Here is a 19,303-nt window from a genome sequence, read left to right on the forward strand (position 1 = left end):
TACTATCGAACTCATTATTAATAACGTTAACAGGAAGGTGCAATACTGATGGGATCAGAAGCTAATCAAATAAATTCATCAGCTAGCGACACACTATCATACGCTTCTAGCGCAGCGGTGGCAGCATTTAGTTGTGTTGATAGTAAGTACGGAGCGGCTGCTAAAGAATCAATTGACGCCATTGTGCAATCAATGGCTTCAGACATCCAAGCTACCGATGTGGCCCAAACCGACATTATCCAATCACTTACATCTAAATCGGTATCATTAATTAATTCAGCAGCTAAAAAAGTGGTCTTTGAATATGCGAACCAAGCAATTTCAAATGCCTTTGCTGATGCCAATGCTCGCGCACAAGGCTTAGAAGATACTGCCAAAAGTAGTGCCAATGTCGCCATTTCATATTTTGCGGGTTCTGCCTATGGAGAAGCATCTAATTATGCGACGCCATCAGAAGCCGTTTCCGGAGTGAATGAATTCACTGCGGCTCTTAATAGTGCAATCAATAATGCTAATTTTTCATCAGCGAACGTGGTCTTGACCAGCGCTGCTGATTCCTTAGTGACCAAGACGGAAATCCTCGGCACGCCTTCTGCCGATGCTGCGCATTCCGCCATTGCGAGCGCTGTGGATCAGATTATTAATACCATCAAGACCCAAGCTGCCGACATTGATGGAGCTGAATCACTGGCCCAAAGTGGGGTTGGAGATTTGGAATCGATCGCAAGTTCTGCGGTCATTTCATCGGCGAACGAAGCGATCGAAGCGACTTACCACCGCTTTAAGAGCGACTTAGTAAAGGTTTCCGATGCCGTGGCCCAAGATGCCCTGGCTGCAATGGAAGACGTGGTCGCACCCACTTATGACCTCGTTGAATCTAACGTAGCAGAACCAGAAAGTGTCAGCAGCAATGTTGATGAAGCAATCGCTTCAATGGGCTCTATTTTTAATAGTTATGGGAACGACCTAGTTGCTGCTGGGACTTCCGAATACGCCAGTGCTGCTGCTAGTGCAGTTGCTTATTTAAGTGGCGATGATTTATCGAATGCCAATAGTATGATCGCCAGTGCTTCTGCAGTTGTTTTAGCCAGTGCTAAGGCCATCAATTCCAATGCCGCCGATGCGGTCGATCGTTTCTACGGCTTGATTCCTGCTGCTTCCGATGCGATCAAGAAGATCGGTGAATCCGTCAATGATCGCTACGTTACTCGCCAATTGAGTGCTGCGGACGCTTCTGCCGCTGCAGTCATTGACCACCTATCGGCTGATCTAAAGGCCGCTGCTACTAATACGATCAATAATTATATAGCTCAAGTACACCAACAAGTAGCCGGACTATTAAGTCAACCAGACGCTTTACAAACGACCATCCGTTCTGCTGGCCATGAGATTGCCTCGATGGCTTCTTCAGCAGTGGCTGGTGATCCATATGCTGCGACGCTTCATTCGATCGCCAGTGCAGTCGCATTAGCTAACGACCAGTTGAGCCAGATGCACGGTGATGCGGCATTGAATGCTTCTAGTGCTGTCAACGTGGCTGCTCAACAAGCCTATGGCGATGCATTAGCCCATCGGGATGCCGCCATCGACTTGACACAGATCGGTGAAAAGATCGATAGTACGATTACCCAAGTTATCAGAAGTTATGCGACCTCAGCTGCATTCGAGCGCCTAGATGCGGCTTCAAATGCTGCTCATTCAATGATCGAACAACTCAGTAACGTTGCTGATCAAACGGCTGCTGCCAGTCAGGTCAGCCAGTTGCATACGGACGCAAAACGGGCGGTGACTGAATCACAGAACGTTTATTTAGCAACGAACTCAGGCGTTGACACGATCAATTCAGTTGCTTCAGCGCTAGTGGATAACGATCCGACCGTTTCTGCTTATTACGCAGTGCAAGACGTACTTAGCTCCACCGCTTCAAAGGGAGTTTACTTAGACTCGCTTAGTCGTGATAATGCAGATAGTGAAATTGCAGGGGTAACGAGTGCGGCTAGTTCGGCAATGAACGAAGATATCGGAAACGCCAATGCCCTGGGCAAAGACGTTGAACGCGCATCCTTAGCTGCTGATGAAATCGTCAACCGCTATAACGTCAATTCCGCCCAATCAGAAATGGGGAGCCTAGCAAGTAGTGCTAATCATTACATGGAACACATTGGGGATGCTGAAATTGCGGGTCAGGCTTCCAGTGCAGTTACTTCGATCCAAGATTCGTTGACTGCGACCTTGAATCGGGCAGCGGACCGCCTTTCCACGATCTCGCTTGCCATGAGTTCCGCTTATTCTTCCATTGATAGCATCACCGCGCGTTATGTCGGAGCCGACATCGTTGCCGCTGCTTATTCCAACGTCAACGCACTCGCTAGTTCCGCTGCGCAGGCGACCGCTCAATTCGATGACTATAATCACGCCAATGCTGACAGTGAAGTCGACAAGCAAATTTCACGGGCGTTGAGCAACCTCGCTTCGACCCATGACCATAATGAAGTCGCTTCACAAGCTAGCCAGACCGTTAATTCGATCTTAAATCGTTATACTTTGTCATACACTAACGTGGCGCTAAGCAGTGCGGCTGATTCTGCCAGTCGCTACTTGGACTCGTTTGGTCTCTTAGGGACAGAAGCTTCGATGCATATCAACCACTACGTTGATATTGCGCATTCTAACGTAAATAAGGATGCCAAGTACTCTGAAATGGTGCTGCTTGACTTAAGAAATGGCTTTGCTACGATCGATTCGTTCGTGGATGCCACCGTTACTGGTGATTTACAGGCTTCTGCGATCAGAAAGGTCCAAAGCAATGCTTCGGCGGTCCTTTCAGCACGCTCCGCTGCTGATTTTGACTTTGCTAACTTTAGCAGTGCGGTTGCCAAGGCTGCTGATACTAATTGTGAAACGATCAGCCAGATCAAAGATGGCACGACTGTCAACCAATTGATCAGCGTTGCCCATGATGAAAACGAACGGAATTTTAAACACAACGTCATTGGTTCAGCTACCAATGAATTAACACTAGTTGCCGATGATGTGCGAAATCGCTTAGTGGCCGCTAATTTGACCGCTGGTGCGACCGTTGACCAAATCGTTGCTAGATACACGCAATTGATCGAAAAGGACGCTTTAACGCCTCAATTCGCTGAATTAGATAGCCAAAATGGGATCAAGGCGTTGAAGGAATTCTTCTTTGATACGCTCAGCGACCAACCAAAAGTTGCCCAAAACTACGCGATCGATTCACAGGTGGCCTCCGCCAGCTCGATGGCTGGGCAATACCTAGCTGATTCAGTCGCCCTAGACCGTGATTTATACCGTGCAGCTAGTTCGGCTACCAGTCGGGTCAATAGTGCTGACAACGAATTTGAAGTTTCCAATGCCGCTGCAGACCTCAGCGCAACGGTTGATTCGATTGCTAACTCACACATCGCATCCAGTGCGCTTGAAACTGTGCAATCCGCCACTAGTAGTGCGAATGCGCGGGTATCAAACATCAAAGACACTGGGAAATTACTCGATGCCAAAAACGAAATTCATTCGATGGCCCAAGACGGGGTCACTTTAATCAAGGCGGACTCCTACCTACCAAGGGTTGTTAATACCGATGTAAGAAACACCTTGAGCAAGTTAGACTCAATGACCAGTGCTGCGGTTAGCGATGATTTGGCTGCCGATACGGTGGCTAAGATCAACTCCTTGACCGCGAGTGCCAGTGCAGGGGGGCGCTTTGAAAACAGCAGTGCGGCTTTAAACTTTGATAGCCAAGTTGCTAAGCTGGTTTCTGCGACCCACTCAGCCGTTGCCGATGCTGATAATGAAGTCGTCGTTGAACCACGACTGGCATCGCTTGCGACTAATTTAGATCAATTAGCCGACCAATTTAAGTTATCCTCCGTGCATGCACAAGTGAGTGCAGCGGCCGTTGATGCTAAACACCAATTGGCACACCTACGGGGTCAAGACCAATCGGCATTGGCAGGCCAAGTCGATTCGATCACCGATCAGATCAATGCGCATCTCAAGGCTGATTTGAACCACTCCCAGGCCTTGAACACCGATATTAACAATGTCTTGCTTGCATTAGATAACCTAGTGACCAGCCAAGTCGCTGCTAATTCCTATGCGGTGGCTGATCAAGCCCTCCGCTCAGTAGTAACGCAGGCTAACAGTACGGCTGCTACGATCTCGGGGAGCATTGCTGCGAACCTCAGTAGTGAAATTGCCAGTGCGGATAGTCAATACGCCCACCAACTTGCCGAAGTCGCTGATGATGCAGTATCAAGCGTTGCTGACCAAGCGGTGACTGCCATTCAGACGACCACTAATAACTATGTCACTGCCTATGCGGCTGACATGATCGCAAATACACGCGAACACCTCTTGGCTGCTGCGCGGGCTTATTCAGGCGTGCCGATCGATAACTTAGAAGGGCAGTTTAATGCGATCATTGAAAACGGGCTGGAAAATGTCCAAAACGATAGCCATGACATTGATTTGGCGCTTTTGGATGCCAATAACATCATTGCTGCCTTAAACCAAAAATTTAATCAAATCGTGAACGCAAGTGGCGAAGCTAAGTACCAACACACGCTGGATCACTTGAAACAATCCGCTTTTGACTATGCTGGCAGCATGGATAGCTTTGCGATTGCCAACATGCACAGTGCCCTCAATAGTGCTGCAAGTGCCGCTAGTGGCCAATCAGCAGTGGCGAGCGAAGCAATGGCGGGGATTGTAAATGCCTATCACGCTTCCAATGCCAAGGCTGAAGTGAGCGTTGCTGCTAGTACTGCACATAAAGCGGTGTTGCAATTAAGCAACGTTACTAAGATCAGTACGTCTGCTGCCATCAATAAGGCGGTCGATTCTGCTAATACTGAGATCATGGCTGACGTTGTTGACGCTAGATACACCAGTCTAGACGCTAAGGACGGGATTGCAGCCATTAACTCACTATTGGATTCTGCAATCGCTAACGACTCGGTGGCTGCGACTAGAAGTCTCGCCGCCAGCGCAACGAGCGTAGCGTTTGAACGCATGGGGTCGATGACGACCCACGATTCCTTAGTGGCCGCAAATGAAATTCAACAAATCGTAGATCGGTTCGTTGGTAACCATCGTGCCAAGGAACGCATGTTTGAAGAAATCGGGACGGTTACTAATCACTACCTAGAACGTTCCGCAAGTCAAAGAATCAATGCTAAGGCCGATGCTGTTCGGACCCAATTGCAGGACAGCTCTAATTTGGCCGCTGGAAAAGCAGCGATTAAGGAGACCATCGTTGATGCGATGGGTAAGATCGAATCGGATATCACAAACCCTGCCTACTTGGCTTTAGATATCGACAACGCAATGATTGCCCTCGATCGGATTTTGGATAAGTATCAAGATAACCAAATTGCGATAATCAATGCTAATATCAATTCGGCCGCTCAACAGTTGACTGGAATTGCGCATGGGGATGGAATCGAACAAAGTAACGTTAGTAGTGCAGCCGCCAGTGTGGCACGGATCGCAATTCAAAATATCGCGACCGTTTCAGCGGATTCGAACGCCGTATCTGCGTTTACCGCCTCCGCTAATGCACAATTTACCGAGTTGCGTAAATCTTACTTTGCGAATTCCGCTAATTCAGTCATCCAAAGTGCGATCAGTAGTGCGCAGGTCAATACCGAAGCGATTGCCGATTCATCAAATGCAGCGCGGATCAACGACCAGTTCAGTGGCGTTGCCGAAAGTTTCAAGCAGGTGGTTGCAAACGATGCGATCAATGCGAGTTTAGCAGCTCTCGATGCTGATAACGCGGTTCTTGAAATCGATCAAATTAACGCCCAAGCAATTTTGAACAATCCATTAGCTTCTGCTAATTACGTCATTAACAGTGCGGTTAGTGATGCTTTTAGTAATGCATATTTAATGACGCAAAGCCAAAGCGATAACTACGAAAGTGCGATGGCAAAGGTGGTTGAACCACTTAGTAAGCTCAGGGATCCAGATAGTCAAGATCTGACCCTGACCGTAAGTTCGATTCAAAACAATATCGCCTCGGTTGCCAATAGCTATTACGGGGCGTGGGCTACCAGTGCCGTTAGTAAGGCGGCTTTTGATCTATTTAGTGCTGCTAATCAATACAATGGCGCGGTTGCTAACAGTGCCGTAACGCTCACTAGCAGCTATCAAGCACAATTCACTAGCCAGGTTGCAAAGGACGGCAGTACGGCTGATTTAATCGTATTGGACGCTCAAAATGCAGTCAGTGCGATTAATTCGACTGCTTCTGAAGCCGCTGCCAATGATTCGATCGCGTTTGCCAATTCAGCGATCAGCGAACAGATCAGTAGTGCCAATTCCGTGTTGACCGAATTAACTGGCCACACCGATAGTACCGCTGATATGCAAATGGATAGTGTGGCGAACCAGGCGAATGAAAAGCTGGGTTCTGTTTACAGTAACCTAAACGCCGTAATGATGGTGATCAGCTCTGCCTCTGGTGCAATGCGTGAGATCGCCAATTTAGTAGTGGCCAGTTCTGCCCATACGGCCGTTGCTAGTGCCGCTGATTCATTGATGGTCAAGGCCGGTCAATTGGCAGAGGGGAATACCCAATCCGATCTGATCAGTACGGTTAAGCAAAGCGTTGAACACCTTGATAACAATATCGATGCTAATACCAATTACCCAGTCTCAGTCTCAATGGCTGCTGTTAATGGGATTCAATCAATGGTTGCAGGTCTAGTAGAAAGTTTTAAAGAAAATCGGGCGGCCAGTGCTGAAATTGCATTACAGTCCTTGGCCTCATCCGCCGCTCAACAAGTTGGGGATTTAGATTCATTTGCCAGTGCTAACTTCAGTAGTGCCGTTGGTAGTATCAATAGTCGGACCAACGCATACCTAGCCGACCAATTGAATAGTCCCAAGCGTATCGATTCAGAAATCAAATACGCTGGCGAAACGATCCAAAGCTTGATCAGCGAAGCAATCGCTAAGTCTGCTAATGGATACGTTCACAGTCAGGCCAAAAACGTTACTGATCAGTTAGCAACGATTGCGGATGCTGATTTGCGTAGCCAAGTTGATAGCCAGATTGCATACCAGTTGAAGAAGGCCGACTTGATGATCAAGAGCGATGCCTTTGATTACCAACTGGCACGCTTGGATGCCTACAATAACGTAAAATCCGTTAGTGCGATCGCAGCCTCTGCATTTGCGACCGACTCAGGAGCAATGCAATCAATTGCTAATAGTGAGGCGCTATCTTCTGCCCACGTGAAGGTCGGCAGCTTGAATGCGACTCAGGTGGTAACCTTTGATAGTCAGATCGCAGCACTAAGTCCAAATGATATCGCTGAATATCGCCTCGGGTTAGATTCGATTGCCAATCGGTTCATTGAAAATTCCGCCAATGCGGTCTTGGATAGGACGTTAGCGAGTGCTAACCACAGTGCTAATGTGATCAGCGATACGAATAATCAAAATAGTTTGTTGCATGCGATTAACCAACACCGTCAACAGGCTAGTTTAGCAGTGTCGATTGATGCCCATAATGCTAAGTTTGCTTCGTTAGATGCGAACAATGCGGCTAGTGCCATTGCTTCAATGGTGAACGATGCGATTGAAAAAGACCCCGTTGCCTCAGCTAGCGTAATGATTCAAAAGGCGGTTAGTTCAGTAACCGACGGGATGAGTTCACTCGCTGCTGACCAACAAATTCGGTTTAATAAGCAGGTCGCTAGTTTGACCAGCAATGCGAACATGTCATTGATCGGGCCGTTCGCCGATAAGAATAACGTGATTAGCCAGGCCAGCAGCCAAATTGCGAGCCTCGCCAATGCGTACATGATTAGTTCCGCCTATAGTGCCGTCGGGGACCTAGCTTCTTCGGCGAGCGCTCAGACAGCTGATTTAGCTGCGAACGATTCGTTGAGCGTAAAGACCTACATCGATAGTGCATTGAGTTCTGCTGACTCACAAATCAGCCTGCACAGTGATTTTGCTTCGTTAGTGGCCGATGCAGTTTATGATGCTGCTAACACCGTTGAACACCTTGCAAGCGATGCGGTCAATAATTCACCAATGGCTGCTGCAAAGCATAGTTTGGCATCCGTACGCAGTAGTGCGACCGTGATTGCATCGTCGCTTAGTGGGCGGAATGCCGCTAACTTTAGCAGTGCGATCGCAAGCGTGGCACAACAGGCGGTGGATAGCTTTACCCCTGATGATGCGACAACCAACCAACAAGCATTACAAAATGCAGCTCAATTAATGCGTAACATCTCTAACTTCCATGCTGCCCAAGGGGCAATCAATCAAGTGATCGATGCTGCCAACGAAGCTGAAAAACAAATTGACCGATTGGCCGATAACTACAAGCGTAGTAAGGCCTTTACCGAAGTTGCCAATACGATCGATGAATACCGCTTAAGAATTCAAAATGATACCGATAACCTAGCGTTGATCAATTTAGACGTGATCAACGGTCAAAATGAAATGGCTAGACTAGCAAGTGCAGCCATTCAAGACGATGACGTGGCCAGTGCCGTTGCGGTCTTAGATAGTTACGCTAGTTCCGTGACCGACCAGGCCCAAAATCTGAACTCCCTAGCGAGTGCAAACCTAAGTAGTGCCGTTTCTGACATCACCAGTAAGGCCGTTAATAACATGCAGACGGTTTGGAACCAACCCGAAACGCTCAAGACGGTGCGTCAAGCAGCTGCGGTGCAAATGGATTCACTCTTGGACAGCTACGTTACTAATTCTGCGATGGACCACCTGGCTTCAATTCGTAGCGCCATTGACGAACGAATCGCAAGTGTCCAAACGACCTCCGTTGCCGCTCCGATTAAAAATGCGTTGGACGGCATTCAAGGTAGTATTGCAAATCTAGTAACGCAGGATGCCCATTCACAACCATTTGTTCAATTAGACTTAAATAACGCTCGTCAATTGATGAACAGCGCTGCGAATAGTGCGGTTGTTGCTAACGTTTCGGCTAGTGCCGCCTATCAAATTAATGATTTTGTAACGGTTGCCAATAGTCGGGCTCAACACTTAGTCGGGAGTGCTGCCGATAACTTCAGTAGTGCGATCAAGAGTGTGGCGCGGCAAGCCAGCCAAGCTGCGCATGGGGTAACTGATTATCGGACGTTAGATACGATCATTACCGCAACCGATAAGGAAGTTAACTCAACGGTTAGCAACTATCTGGTAACCTCTGCCCATTCTGCATTAGCGAATGCGACTAGCTCTGCGAATGCAGCACTGAGAGAAATCAAGGGACAGGTCAGAGCAGATGCCAATAAGTTGCTTAACTCTGGTGCGAACTCAGCTGCCCAATTAATTAGTAACGACGCCTTTGACGATCAATTGATCAGCCTCGACGTAAAGGAAGGGACTAGCGCGATTGCTTCAGTCACTAGTTCGGTAGTTGCTAGCCAACCATTTGCGAGTGCTTATTCAGTGATCGCTTCGACTGCGGAAGCTGCAATGCAACGCGTCGGTAGTCTCGATTCATTTGCATTTGCGAACCTAAGTAGTGCGATGAACCGCTTTAATAACGAAGCGCGGGCTAGCTTAGCAGCATTGGGTGCTGATGATCAATCGATCAAGACGATCGAATCCAATACGGTGACTTCGATCAACGACGTGGCGAATAGTTACGTTGCCAGTTCAGCTTCTGAATTGGTAACTGCGGCTACTAATTCGGCATACAGTGTCATCAATCAATTTAATAATGAAGAGGCATCCGCAACTGCCAATGAGACGATTAACGATACGTTGACCAACGTTGCGAATGAATTTGCTAAGGATCGCAATAACGCTTCTTTGATGGCCTTAGATGCTGCAAATGCGATTGATTCGATTCATTCTGCAGCCCAATTCATCACCACGACCGATGAAGTCGCTTCTGGTAACATCTACCTCAGCAATACTGCTGATTCAGCATATTCAGCAACTGCTGGTTTAGGGAAAACGACCCAGTTGGACAAGCAGATCAAAGACATCATTGCCGATACCAACAGTCGTTTTGCTAATGACGAAGATGTCGATAACGTATTAAATGATGCGACCGATAAAATTGAAAAAGTTGTTAATAACTTCGTTACGATCGTAGCGGAAGCCAAGCTAGCTAGTTTCTTGAGCACCACCGATGCGCGATTGAAACGCTTCTTGAACAGTGATGGGTACTTGAACGCCCAGACTGAATTAGCTAACTACGAAGCCAGCGCTAAAAACGTTCTGCACAAGGATGCCCACAGCGGGGAATTAATTCAACTCGACTTGCTCAATATTGAAAACCACTTGACCAGCCTTGCCGATTCACTAGTGGCCGACCAAAGCGATGCCGTGGCATTGAGCGCGGTGGCTGATAAGGCGAGTGCAGCGGTGCAAAATGGTTATCAACAAGTCGCTGATGATTACTACTTGAACTTCAGTAGTGCCGTTAATGCGGTGGTTCGTTCATTTGATGCCAACAACGTTTTGGCCAATAGCGAACAAGCCTTTAGCCAAATTGATAGTTTGGCACAATCATATGTGGCAAGCCAGGCAATTTCATCGGTTGAAAAAGCAACCGTGAAGTTAGATGCCCAGGTCAAAGAATTGAGTAACTTCGTAACCCAATCTTCGGCCTACAGTGCGGTCCATGCCATTGCTAGCCAAGCCGTGATCAATATTCAAAGTGATAACGCTGACTTTGGGGCGGTCTCATTGGATACTGACAATGCGATCAGTTCTGCGAACGCCATCTTAGATAATGCGATCACTAATGATTCAGTTGCCGCTGGTAAGCGTAGCGTTGAATCGATCTACTCCTCTGCAGCTAGTTTTGCGACTGGCTTGAACTGGAGCGATTCAGTTGAATTCAGCATGACGCTGGCAGCGCAATCCGCTCAGGCTTCATTTGGGGCGGACGCTAATAATGCGTCGATTGCTGCTTCAACGGCTAGTTTCATTAACGCTGCTGCTAACCGTTACGTTGCCAGTTACGCTAACTCTGCGATCGAATCGACCGCTAGCGTTGCGATTATTAACTTGAGCAAGATTGGTGACGCCAAGCTGCGGAGTAACTTTACTGGAGTAATTGACAACGTTGTTAGCGATATCAAGCAAAACGTGGCCAGCGATAACGCCGATCAATCATTAGTTGACATTGATGTGCAAAATGGAATCAACACCATTAATAGCATCGCTGATTCAATGGTTCGTGAAGGCCCAGCTGCTGCGGGGCAATACCTAATTGCCAGTGCTGCTAGTTCCGCAATGAATAGCATGGCAGCAGGAAGTCCACTGGATGAGGCCAACTTTACTAGTGCCATCGATAGTGTGGCTAATCAAGCCAGCCTATCCGTGAGCTTAGTAAGCAAGAACTTAGTCCTAGTTAACAAGGCTGCCCATTCGTCTTCCAACAAGATGAACAAGTTAGCCACTAACTACCGCAATTCACTGGCCCAATCGAAATTGAGTAGCAAATTCGATTCAGCTAATGCGACGGTAAGTTACTTTAGTGATGCGCAGTTACAATCTAGCATTGCCAGTGGGATGGATTCTGTACGGGAACACTTTAGTTCCTTAATCAGCGCCGATGCCTCTAGTGCCGACTACGTTGATTTAGACCTGGAAAATGGAATCAGCGAGTTGAACCGCATGCTTACCAGTGCTGCTGCTAAGGATCCAGCCGTTAAGACACGCTTCTTATTGGATTCAGTGGCTAGTGCTGCGGCAAATCGCTTGGCAACGCTGAGTGATAGCGTTCAAGCTAACTTCAGTAGTGCTGCTGCTAAGATCAATTCACAGACCAACGGGATGGTCTCATATGCTGCTAGTGATACGAACCTAGTATCAGCAGCAACGAGTTCGACCGTGGCTACTTTTGAAAGTATTGCGGATAGCTACATGGCGACCTCTGCCGAATCCGCGGTTAGTCAAATCGTTGCGGATGCAGAAAAGACCTTGCAGTTATTTGCGAACGTTGATGTCCGTCAACAAGTGCGGACCCAGATCGAACAATTCCGCATCGCTGCCAACCAAACGATTCTTGAGGATGCATTTAATGATGACCTCTTAGCATTGGATGTGCGGAATATGCAACGCAGCGTCTCGAATGCATTGAACAAGACGATTGCTAGTGATATCTATGCTTCTGCCAACCACCATGTTCAATCGGTCGCTGCCTCATTGACTGCGACTAACGGATTGCAAAATGCCGTTGAATCAACACGGATGCAATTACAAATGTCCAGTGCGGCGAGTCGGGCCAGTGCTGATATCACTGGTGCGGGGATGAATAACGACTTAATTAACGTGACCGTTGATTCGACAGCTTCTTTAATGAACAGCATTGCACAGCAATTCACTGTTCATGATGCCCAAAGTCAAGTGGCTAGCTTTGCCAATAGTGCGAAGGCTGCCTTAAGTTGGTTTGCAACGCATAACGACGCTTCATTTGCTAGTGGCGTATCCAAACTCACTTCGTTGATGAACAATCAGATCGACTACTATGCAGCCGACCACAATGCTCGTCAATTGATGTTACAACGTGGCAAGAAGCAATTGACGACTTACGTTGCCAGCCTCGTTGCAGCTGATCCACAAGCCGCCACGAGTGCTGCCGTAGCTAGTTTTGCTACTTCAGCCACGAGTGCGGTAGCCTCGATTAGCGGTTCGGTGCGGGCTAACTTCGATAGTGAAGTTGCAACGATGACTAGCAATGCGAATGCAATGAACCAAAAGATCGTTTTGGATAACGCGACTGCAGATCAATTGACTGATTCAGTTGCCGATGCCTTCACGCAGATGACCAGAAAGTACATTGCAAACGATGGTTACGATTCATTAGACGCGCTTGCTACCTCTGCGACCGAACGTTTCCAACAATACGGGGTGGGGGCAGAACAAGTTGTTGAACCGCTTCAAGAATTCATTCGTGAGTATAACAGTATGGTCGATAGCGATGCAGGGGTTCAACCAACGGTTAGCCTGGATTGTCGCAACGCTAAGGATGAAATGAACGACTTTATCGCTGACGTAGTTTCCGATGACTTAGTTTCCTATGCTAAGTGGGCGGTTCAACAAACCGTTGACTCGGTTACTGATAGCATCGGTGCAATTCAAAACGCAAGTGCTTCTGCTAACTTTAGTAGCGCGGTTGCCTCTGCAGTAGACGTTGCGAACGATGAGATTGATCGGACGCCATACGATGAAAACCTAGTTAATCAAAAGATAGCTGCTGCATCTGATCAGTTAGGGAGTTTGGCACACCGTTACGTGGTTGATTCTGCCAATGCGGAATTGCAAAGTGCCCATTCCAGTGCTAGCCAGTTGATCAGTCAATTTAGCCTAGCCGATTCACTCGCTACGATCGCTAGTTCTTATTCTGAAATGGTAAAACGCGATGGCGATAATAGTGCGTTTGCTTCGCTGGATGCTGATAATGGTTCGATTGCAATGGATCAGTTTGCAAAGAGTGCGGTTAATGCCGCTCCACAAGCAGCACTCAGCTATCAAGTTCATTCCGTTGCGGCTAAGATCAATCAGGCTGCTACGAGCTTTGCCAGTGCGGATCAAATTTGGTTCAGCAGTGCAGTGGCCAGCGTCGTTAGTGCCGCTACTGGGATCTCAGTCGTTGATGATCGGCACCAAAAACAAGTTATTGCCAGTGCTGATCAACAGATGCATTCTGTTGCCAACCGCTTCATTGCTAAGACTGCGTTGGCTGATCTAGACGTTGCGGTAAGCAGCGCTGCCCATCGGGTCGCTATTTTGCATAATGATGCTGCCGAAGCGGTGATCAGTAATGCTGCCGTGAGCGCAAACAGTGCGGTAATTGCTAATTCTGCTAACCCACTTGCGACTTCGCTCTATGCCCATGATGGGAAGGTCGCTGCGCATTCATTGGCGAACAGCTTGATTGCAGACCAACCATTAGCGACTGAAATCGATCGGGTCAATCAACTAGTTGACTCAGCTACCCACGGGGTATTGATGAGCGACAGCTTGGCTGACATGAACTTCTTAAGTGCCGTTGCTAAGCAAAGTAAGCAGGCTACCGATGCATTCCGTAAGGCTGCTTCTAATCCACAGTCACTTTCAGAATTGGCGAGTCAAGCCCAAAGTGCGATTGCCTCAGTTGCTGATCGCTACGTAGCTGAATCTGCACAAGTGGTATTAGATTCGGCAACTAGTTCTGCAATGACTCTGGTCAATGCGGTTGCTAACAACGTTGAACGTTCGCAGGCCACTAATTGGATCAATAATCAAGTCAGCGATGCGAATGCTGTGATCGCAAAGGATGCAGGGAATGATTCACTGGTTGCATTAGATATTGATAACGCCATCTTGGCCATTAATTCAGTTACTAACAATGCAGCCGAAAGCGATGCGAACCTTACGTTCGATCAGTTTATCGGTGAAGCCTTTAGTAGCGCGACTGATCAAGCCACGATGCTATCTGGGAGCTTAGCTGCTAACTTTAGTAGTGCAATCAACAGTGCTAATACTTCAATTCGGGCTACGAACCAGTCGTTAAGTTCCGTTAACGATGGGGTATTGGACTCTGCTTCAGAAATATTTGCAAACATTGCTTCCACCTACGTTGCACAATCTGCAATTGGAATGGTGGCAGCAAAGGTTGCCGATGTTAAACAACAGTTTAATTTTGATGAAGGCTTTGTACAACAACTGGATTACTTGCAGATGATTGCTAAACAAACGATTCAATCTGACGCTTACGACTTCCAGTTGGCAACTTTAGATGCCGTTAATGCGATCAATTCATTGGATGGTCAATTCAGCGCCGCGGTGGCTACGAACCAACGCCTCGCATTTGATCAAAAATTAGCGAGTCAGGCTAGTTCTGCTAGTGATAAGGTCGGGGTTATGGACTCCCATAGTACGGCCAACTTTAGTAGTGCCGTTAGTCGGATCGCAAACAATGCGAAGAACCAGGCCAATACGTTCGGTAATTCGGCAGCCGCAATTGAAATTGCCGCTAGTGCGATGAATAGCTTGGTCAATGGGTACGTTCTAGCATCGGCCCGTAGTTCAATGAATTCGATCGTTGATTCTGCTAACTTTAAGATCGCAACGGTCGATAACTACACGTTAGTTGAAAATGCCATCAATAGTGTGGCCGCAACTACGAGTGCTGCATTGGTTGCTGATAATAACGATTCAGCAGTCGTGTCATTACGGGTAACCGACCTTCAATCACAGGCCGATTCACTAGTGGATGCTGCAATTGCTGCTGATCACAATGCTTCTGCAATGAACACGATCTACAAGCTGGCTGATTCATTGATGAGCGATGCAGAATTTAGTGGGCACGCAAAGGCGTCATTTGCATCGATCACCGCTAGTACCGCTAGTTCTGCTAGCTACAACCTAGTTGGCCAAAGTGATCCAAGAGCGACGATCAATGAAGCTAAGAAGCTCTTAAAGGCTGCTGCAAAGCACTTTATCATTGAGACCGCGACTGAAATCGTTAACAAGGCGTTGGACGTTGCCAATAACCGTGCGGTTGAAATTGACGACATTCATAAGCGGAACCAAACCATTTCTGCGATTGGGACGCAGGTCAGTGATGCACGGAAGTTGATTCAGCAAAATGCGAATAATCCGTTCTTTGCCTACTTGGATGCCCAAAATGCTGCCGTGCGAATTGCTGAGATTACTAAGCAAGCGGTCGAATCTGACCCAGTTGCCAACGCAATCTTAGAAATCGCTCGGGCAGCGGATCAAGTTGTTAATAAGCTAAGACCATTGATCGATTCCAATGAAGAGTTTAGATTGAACAACCGCTTGTTGAACATCGTTGATACAACTAACCGTGCGATTAATTCCGCTGCGGGCAACTGGAGCAACGTTCGTTCACAAGCTAGCACCGCTGAACACGCCTTTAATTCGATCGCAAGTAGTTACGTTGCTGAATCCGCAAACGCAATCGTAGTGAGTGCGGGGGATTCTGCTGCGATCCAGATCGAAGGGTTGGATAACACCGCGACTAGAAACGAAGTTAGCCAATTGATCAACATGTTAGTTGACTCCGCTAGCTCCGCAATCGCTAGTGATGCTAACGAGATTGCATACGCTTCCTTGGATGCTGACAACGCCGCTTCTACGATCAACAGCGTGACCGCTAGTGCGATTGCAGCCGATCCAAGTACGTCTGCGAACGCCACGATTTCCGATCAAATTGCATCCACTGCTGATACTTTAGCGGGGATGGATCGCGAAGACCAAGCAGCGTTCAGTTCTGCAGTCCTCTCGGTTGTTGCTGATGCCAACGTTCAGTTCGCCAGTGCCGCTGAAGATGCGAATGTAATCTCTTCAATTACTGATCAGACGATGACGCAATTGGGGAGTGTGGCCCGTGAATTCGTGGTTACCTCTGCCAAGGCGGTCGTAAATGGTGCTGCGAGTGCTGCGACCCACTTGTTAGACTCAATGTTTGATGACTCATCCGCCACGATTTACAGTTCAGTTGCGAGCGTGGTCAATGAAGCCATTACTGCGGTCAATAGTGACAGTAGTAACTTTGCGACGGTATCGTTGGATGCTTATAATGCTTCTAGTGCCATCGATCAATTAGTGAAGAATAACGAAAACAGTTATGCCCACTCATCGATCGATTCACAAGCTAGCTTTGCGACTTCGCTTGCGAACGTCTTGAACGATACGTTAAGACCAGTCGCAGTCAACGGAATCAGCTTGCATGCCAGTGCTGCCCATAGTGCAGTGAACTTGCACTTTGGTCAAGCTGAGGCGACCCTATCGGACGTTAACTCCGCAGCAAGTGCAATGGATAGCTTGATTAATGAATACGTTGTTAAAGATCCAGTTGCATCTGCCCACTCAGTAGTTGCCAGTGCTGCTTCATCCGCTAATAATAAGGCTGCGAACTTGAATTCCAGCTACATTGCTGAGCTAGGCACTTCGATCTCCAGTGCAGCGACCCAGGCAAATACCTTGATCGCAATGAATCCGGCCAACTCGTTGCTGGATTCACAATTAGCCAGCGATGCTGCTAGTTCAATGAACAGCTTCGTTAACATGTTCGAAGCCGCAGCTGCCAATGAAGCAACGACTAGCTACGCTGCTTCTGCATACGCACAAATTGATGTGATGGATGATGAGTTCAAGCAATTGGCTAACAAGGCAGTGGCCTTCGAAGTTGATAATGCGAAGAAGGCATTTGCTGTGAACGAGGATAACCCACGGGCAATCTTCGATAACGTGCACAGTGCTGCTGATAACATGAAGTTCTTAGTTGCTAATTACACCGCTAAGAATAGTAGTGCCGTAGTTGATGCTAAACAATCATTTGCTGCTGATATGGAAAGCTTGACCGGTGATGTTTACAGTCAAGCACGGGTCTTGAGTATCAATAATCGTGGTCAAATCAATAGTTTGACGGGATCAGTTGCTAATTCTGCAAGTGCCAACGTTAGCGATGCAATCACGATTAGTAATGTTGCTTCAACCTTCCACAGTGCGAATGCGTTGATTGGTAGCGTTGCAACGGTTGCGATTGATTTTGCGCGTGAAACTGCACGGGCTGAATTAGCGAATGCCGCTAATAATGCCGATCAAGCGTTGAACTCGATGGAACCAAATGCTAAGCAGGCCGTAATTGCCTCCATTGATACCTTAATGTCAGGGATTCGTGGTCGCATTACGATCGCTACGAACACGGTTGATATTATCAACGATACTAAGCATTCGATTGAACGGATCCAAAAGATGGTCACTTCAGCATTGTCTGCTAACTTGCTCAACATTAAGGATAGCTACAAGACTCAGATCATGAATGCCGCTACGGCAGCATATCAAGATGTGAATGGGCTTAGCTCGAATGCACAATCGTTGACCAATGCTGCCATTAGTATGGCTGCCAGTGATGCGAATGCAAATATCGATCAAACGAACCAATTAGCTGAAATTCAAATGTTGACCAGCGCTGGAATTGCTTCCATTAATGAAGCTTCGAGTGTGGCCGTAAGCAATGTGAAGGCAAGTGGAAACTCGTTGATCGTAAGTGCTGCTAATTCAGCCACTGGGCGGACGGCAACGTTGGCCCCTGGTGATAAGTCAGCTGCTAATAGCGTGATCAATTCATTGGCCAACTCTGCTAATACTGAATTGAACATTGCTGGAAACGTAGAAGAAGCTTCCGCTGCGATTACGACTGGGACGAGCGCGATTAGTTCAGCCATTGATTCTACGATTACGAGTGTAATTAGTAGTGCAATGGCAATGGCAAATAATTTGGCTGCCCAAAATGAACGCGATTCATTCAAGCTCCAAATTAAGAGTGCCGCCGATGCTGCATATGCATCCACCGCTAGTCTGGACAGTAGTGCAGCTAGTGCTGTGAATGAATACGTCAGTCGGACCGCTAGTATCGCCGATCGGCAGATTGCTGCTGCAGAAGATGAAGATGAAGTAAACGAAATTGCCCGTTCTGGAGTGGCAGCACTACAAAGTGCGACGAACTCCGCTGCTGGAATTTACGTTTCTTCACTCCGGAGCAGTGCCGAATCAATGGTTGATTCAGCCGCTAATTCAGCATTTATGCTGACCGATGCGTTTAATGAAGCAACGCGTTATTCGATGAACAAGTCGATTGCACAAATTGCTGACGGAACTAAGTTCGAGTTGAAGGGGACTAACGATGAGCATCGGGCCAATGAGTTGATCGACTTAACGATTAGCAATTTGAACCGCTTGATCAGCGAGAACAACTATAGTCAACTGGATACCAATCGGGCTGATGCGAAGTCACAAATTAGTGCCAACGCCGAGGCGGTAATTAACACCTTGGGTTCAGTTAGTGCAATTTCGCGGCAAACGATCACTAAGGCAATTCAAAATGAAGTTGACCTGTTGAACAATAAGGTCAATAAAGCCTACTCAGCCGTTGAAATTCAACGGGTCGTAGATTCTTCCAGGGCTAAATTTGAATCACAGATCAAGACGGTTAGCTCACGTGAATTGCAACTTTCACAAAGTGCTTCTAAGCAAGTGCTGAGTGGAAATTCACAAAACGCGTTAGCTAAATTAACCGGCATTAATGATGTGATTATCGATACGGCGAAGGAAACGATTGATGAATTATTAGCAAAGGCCTATAAGAATATTGATGATGCCAGAACCGTTGAACGGATCACCGATATTACGAATGAAACCAGTGCTGATATTAATCGGATTGTGAAAGAGTCAATTTTAATGAACGATAGAATGAGTTAGGGTGAACCTAACTAAACCAAAAAAACGGGAATTTATTTCCCGTTTTTTTGTGGGATGTTCG

1 protein-coding gene is annotated in these 19,303 nt (G+C 47.4%); it reads left to right on the forward strand.

What is annotated here, in order from left to right:
- The first annotated feature begins 48 nt into the window (after window positions 1-48).
- A complete protein-coding gene (locus tag ACSYTJ_RS01450) occupies window positions 49-19,242 on the forward strand; it encodes a hypothetical protein (RefSeq protein WP_491719983.1) in 19,194 nt (6,397 codons plus the stop codon).
- The last annotated feature ends 61 nt before the right edge of the window (window positions 19,243-19,303 follow it).

The sequence above is a fragment of the Nicoliella sp. ESL1113 genome, from assembly GCF_058509245.1.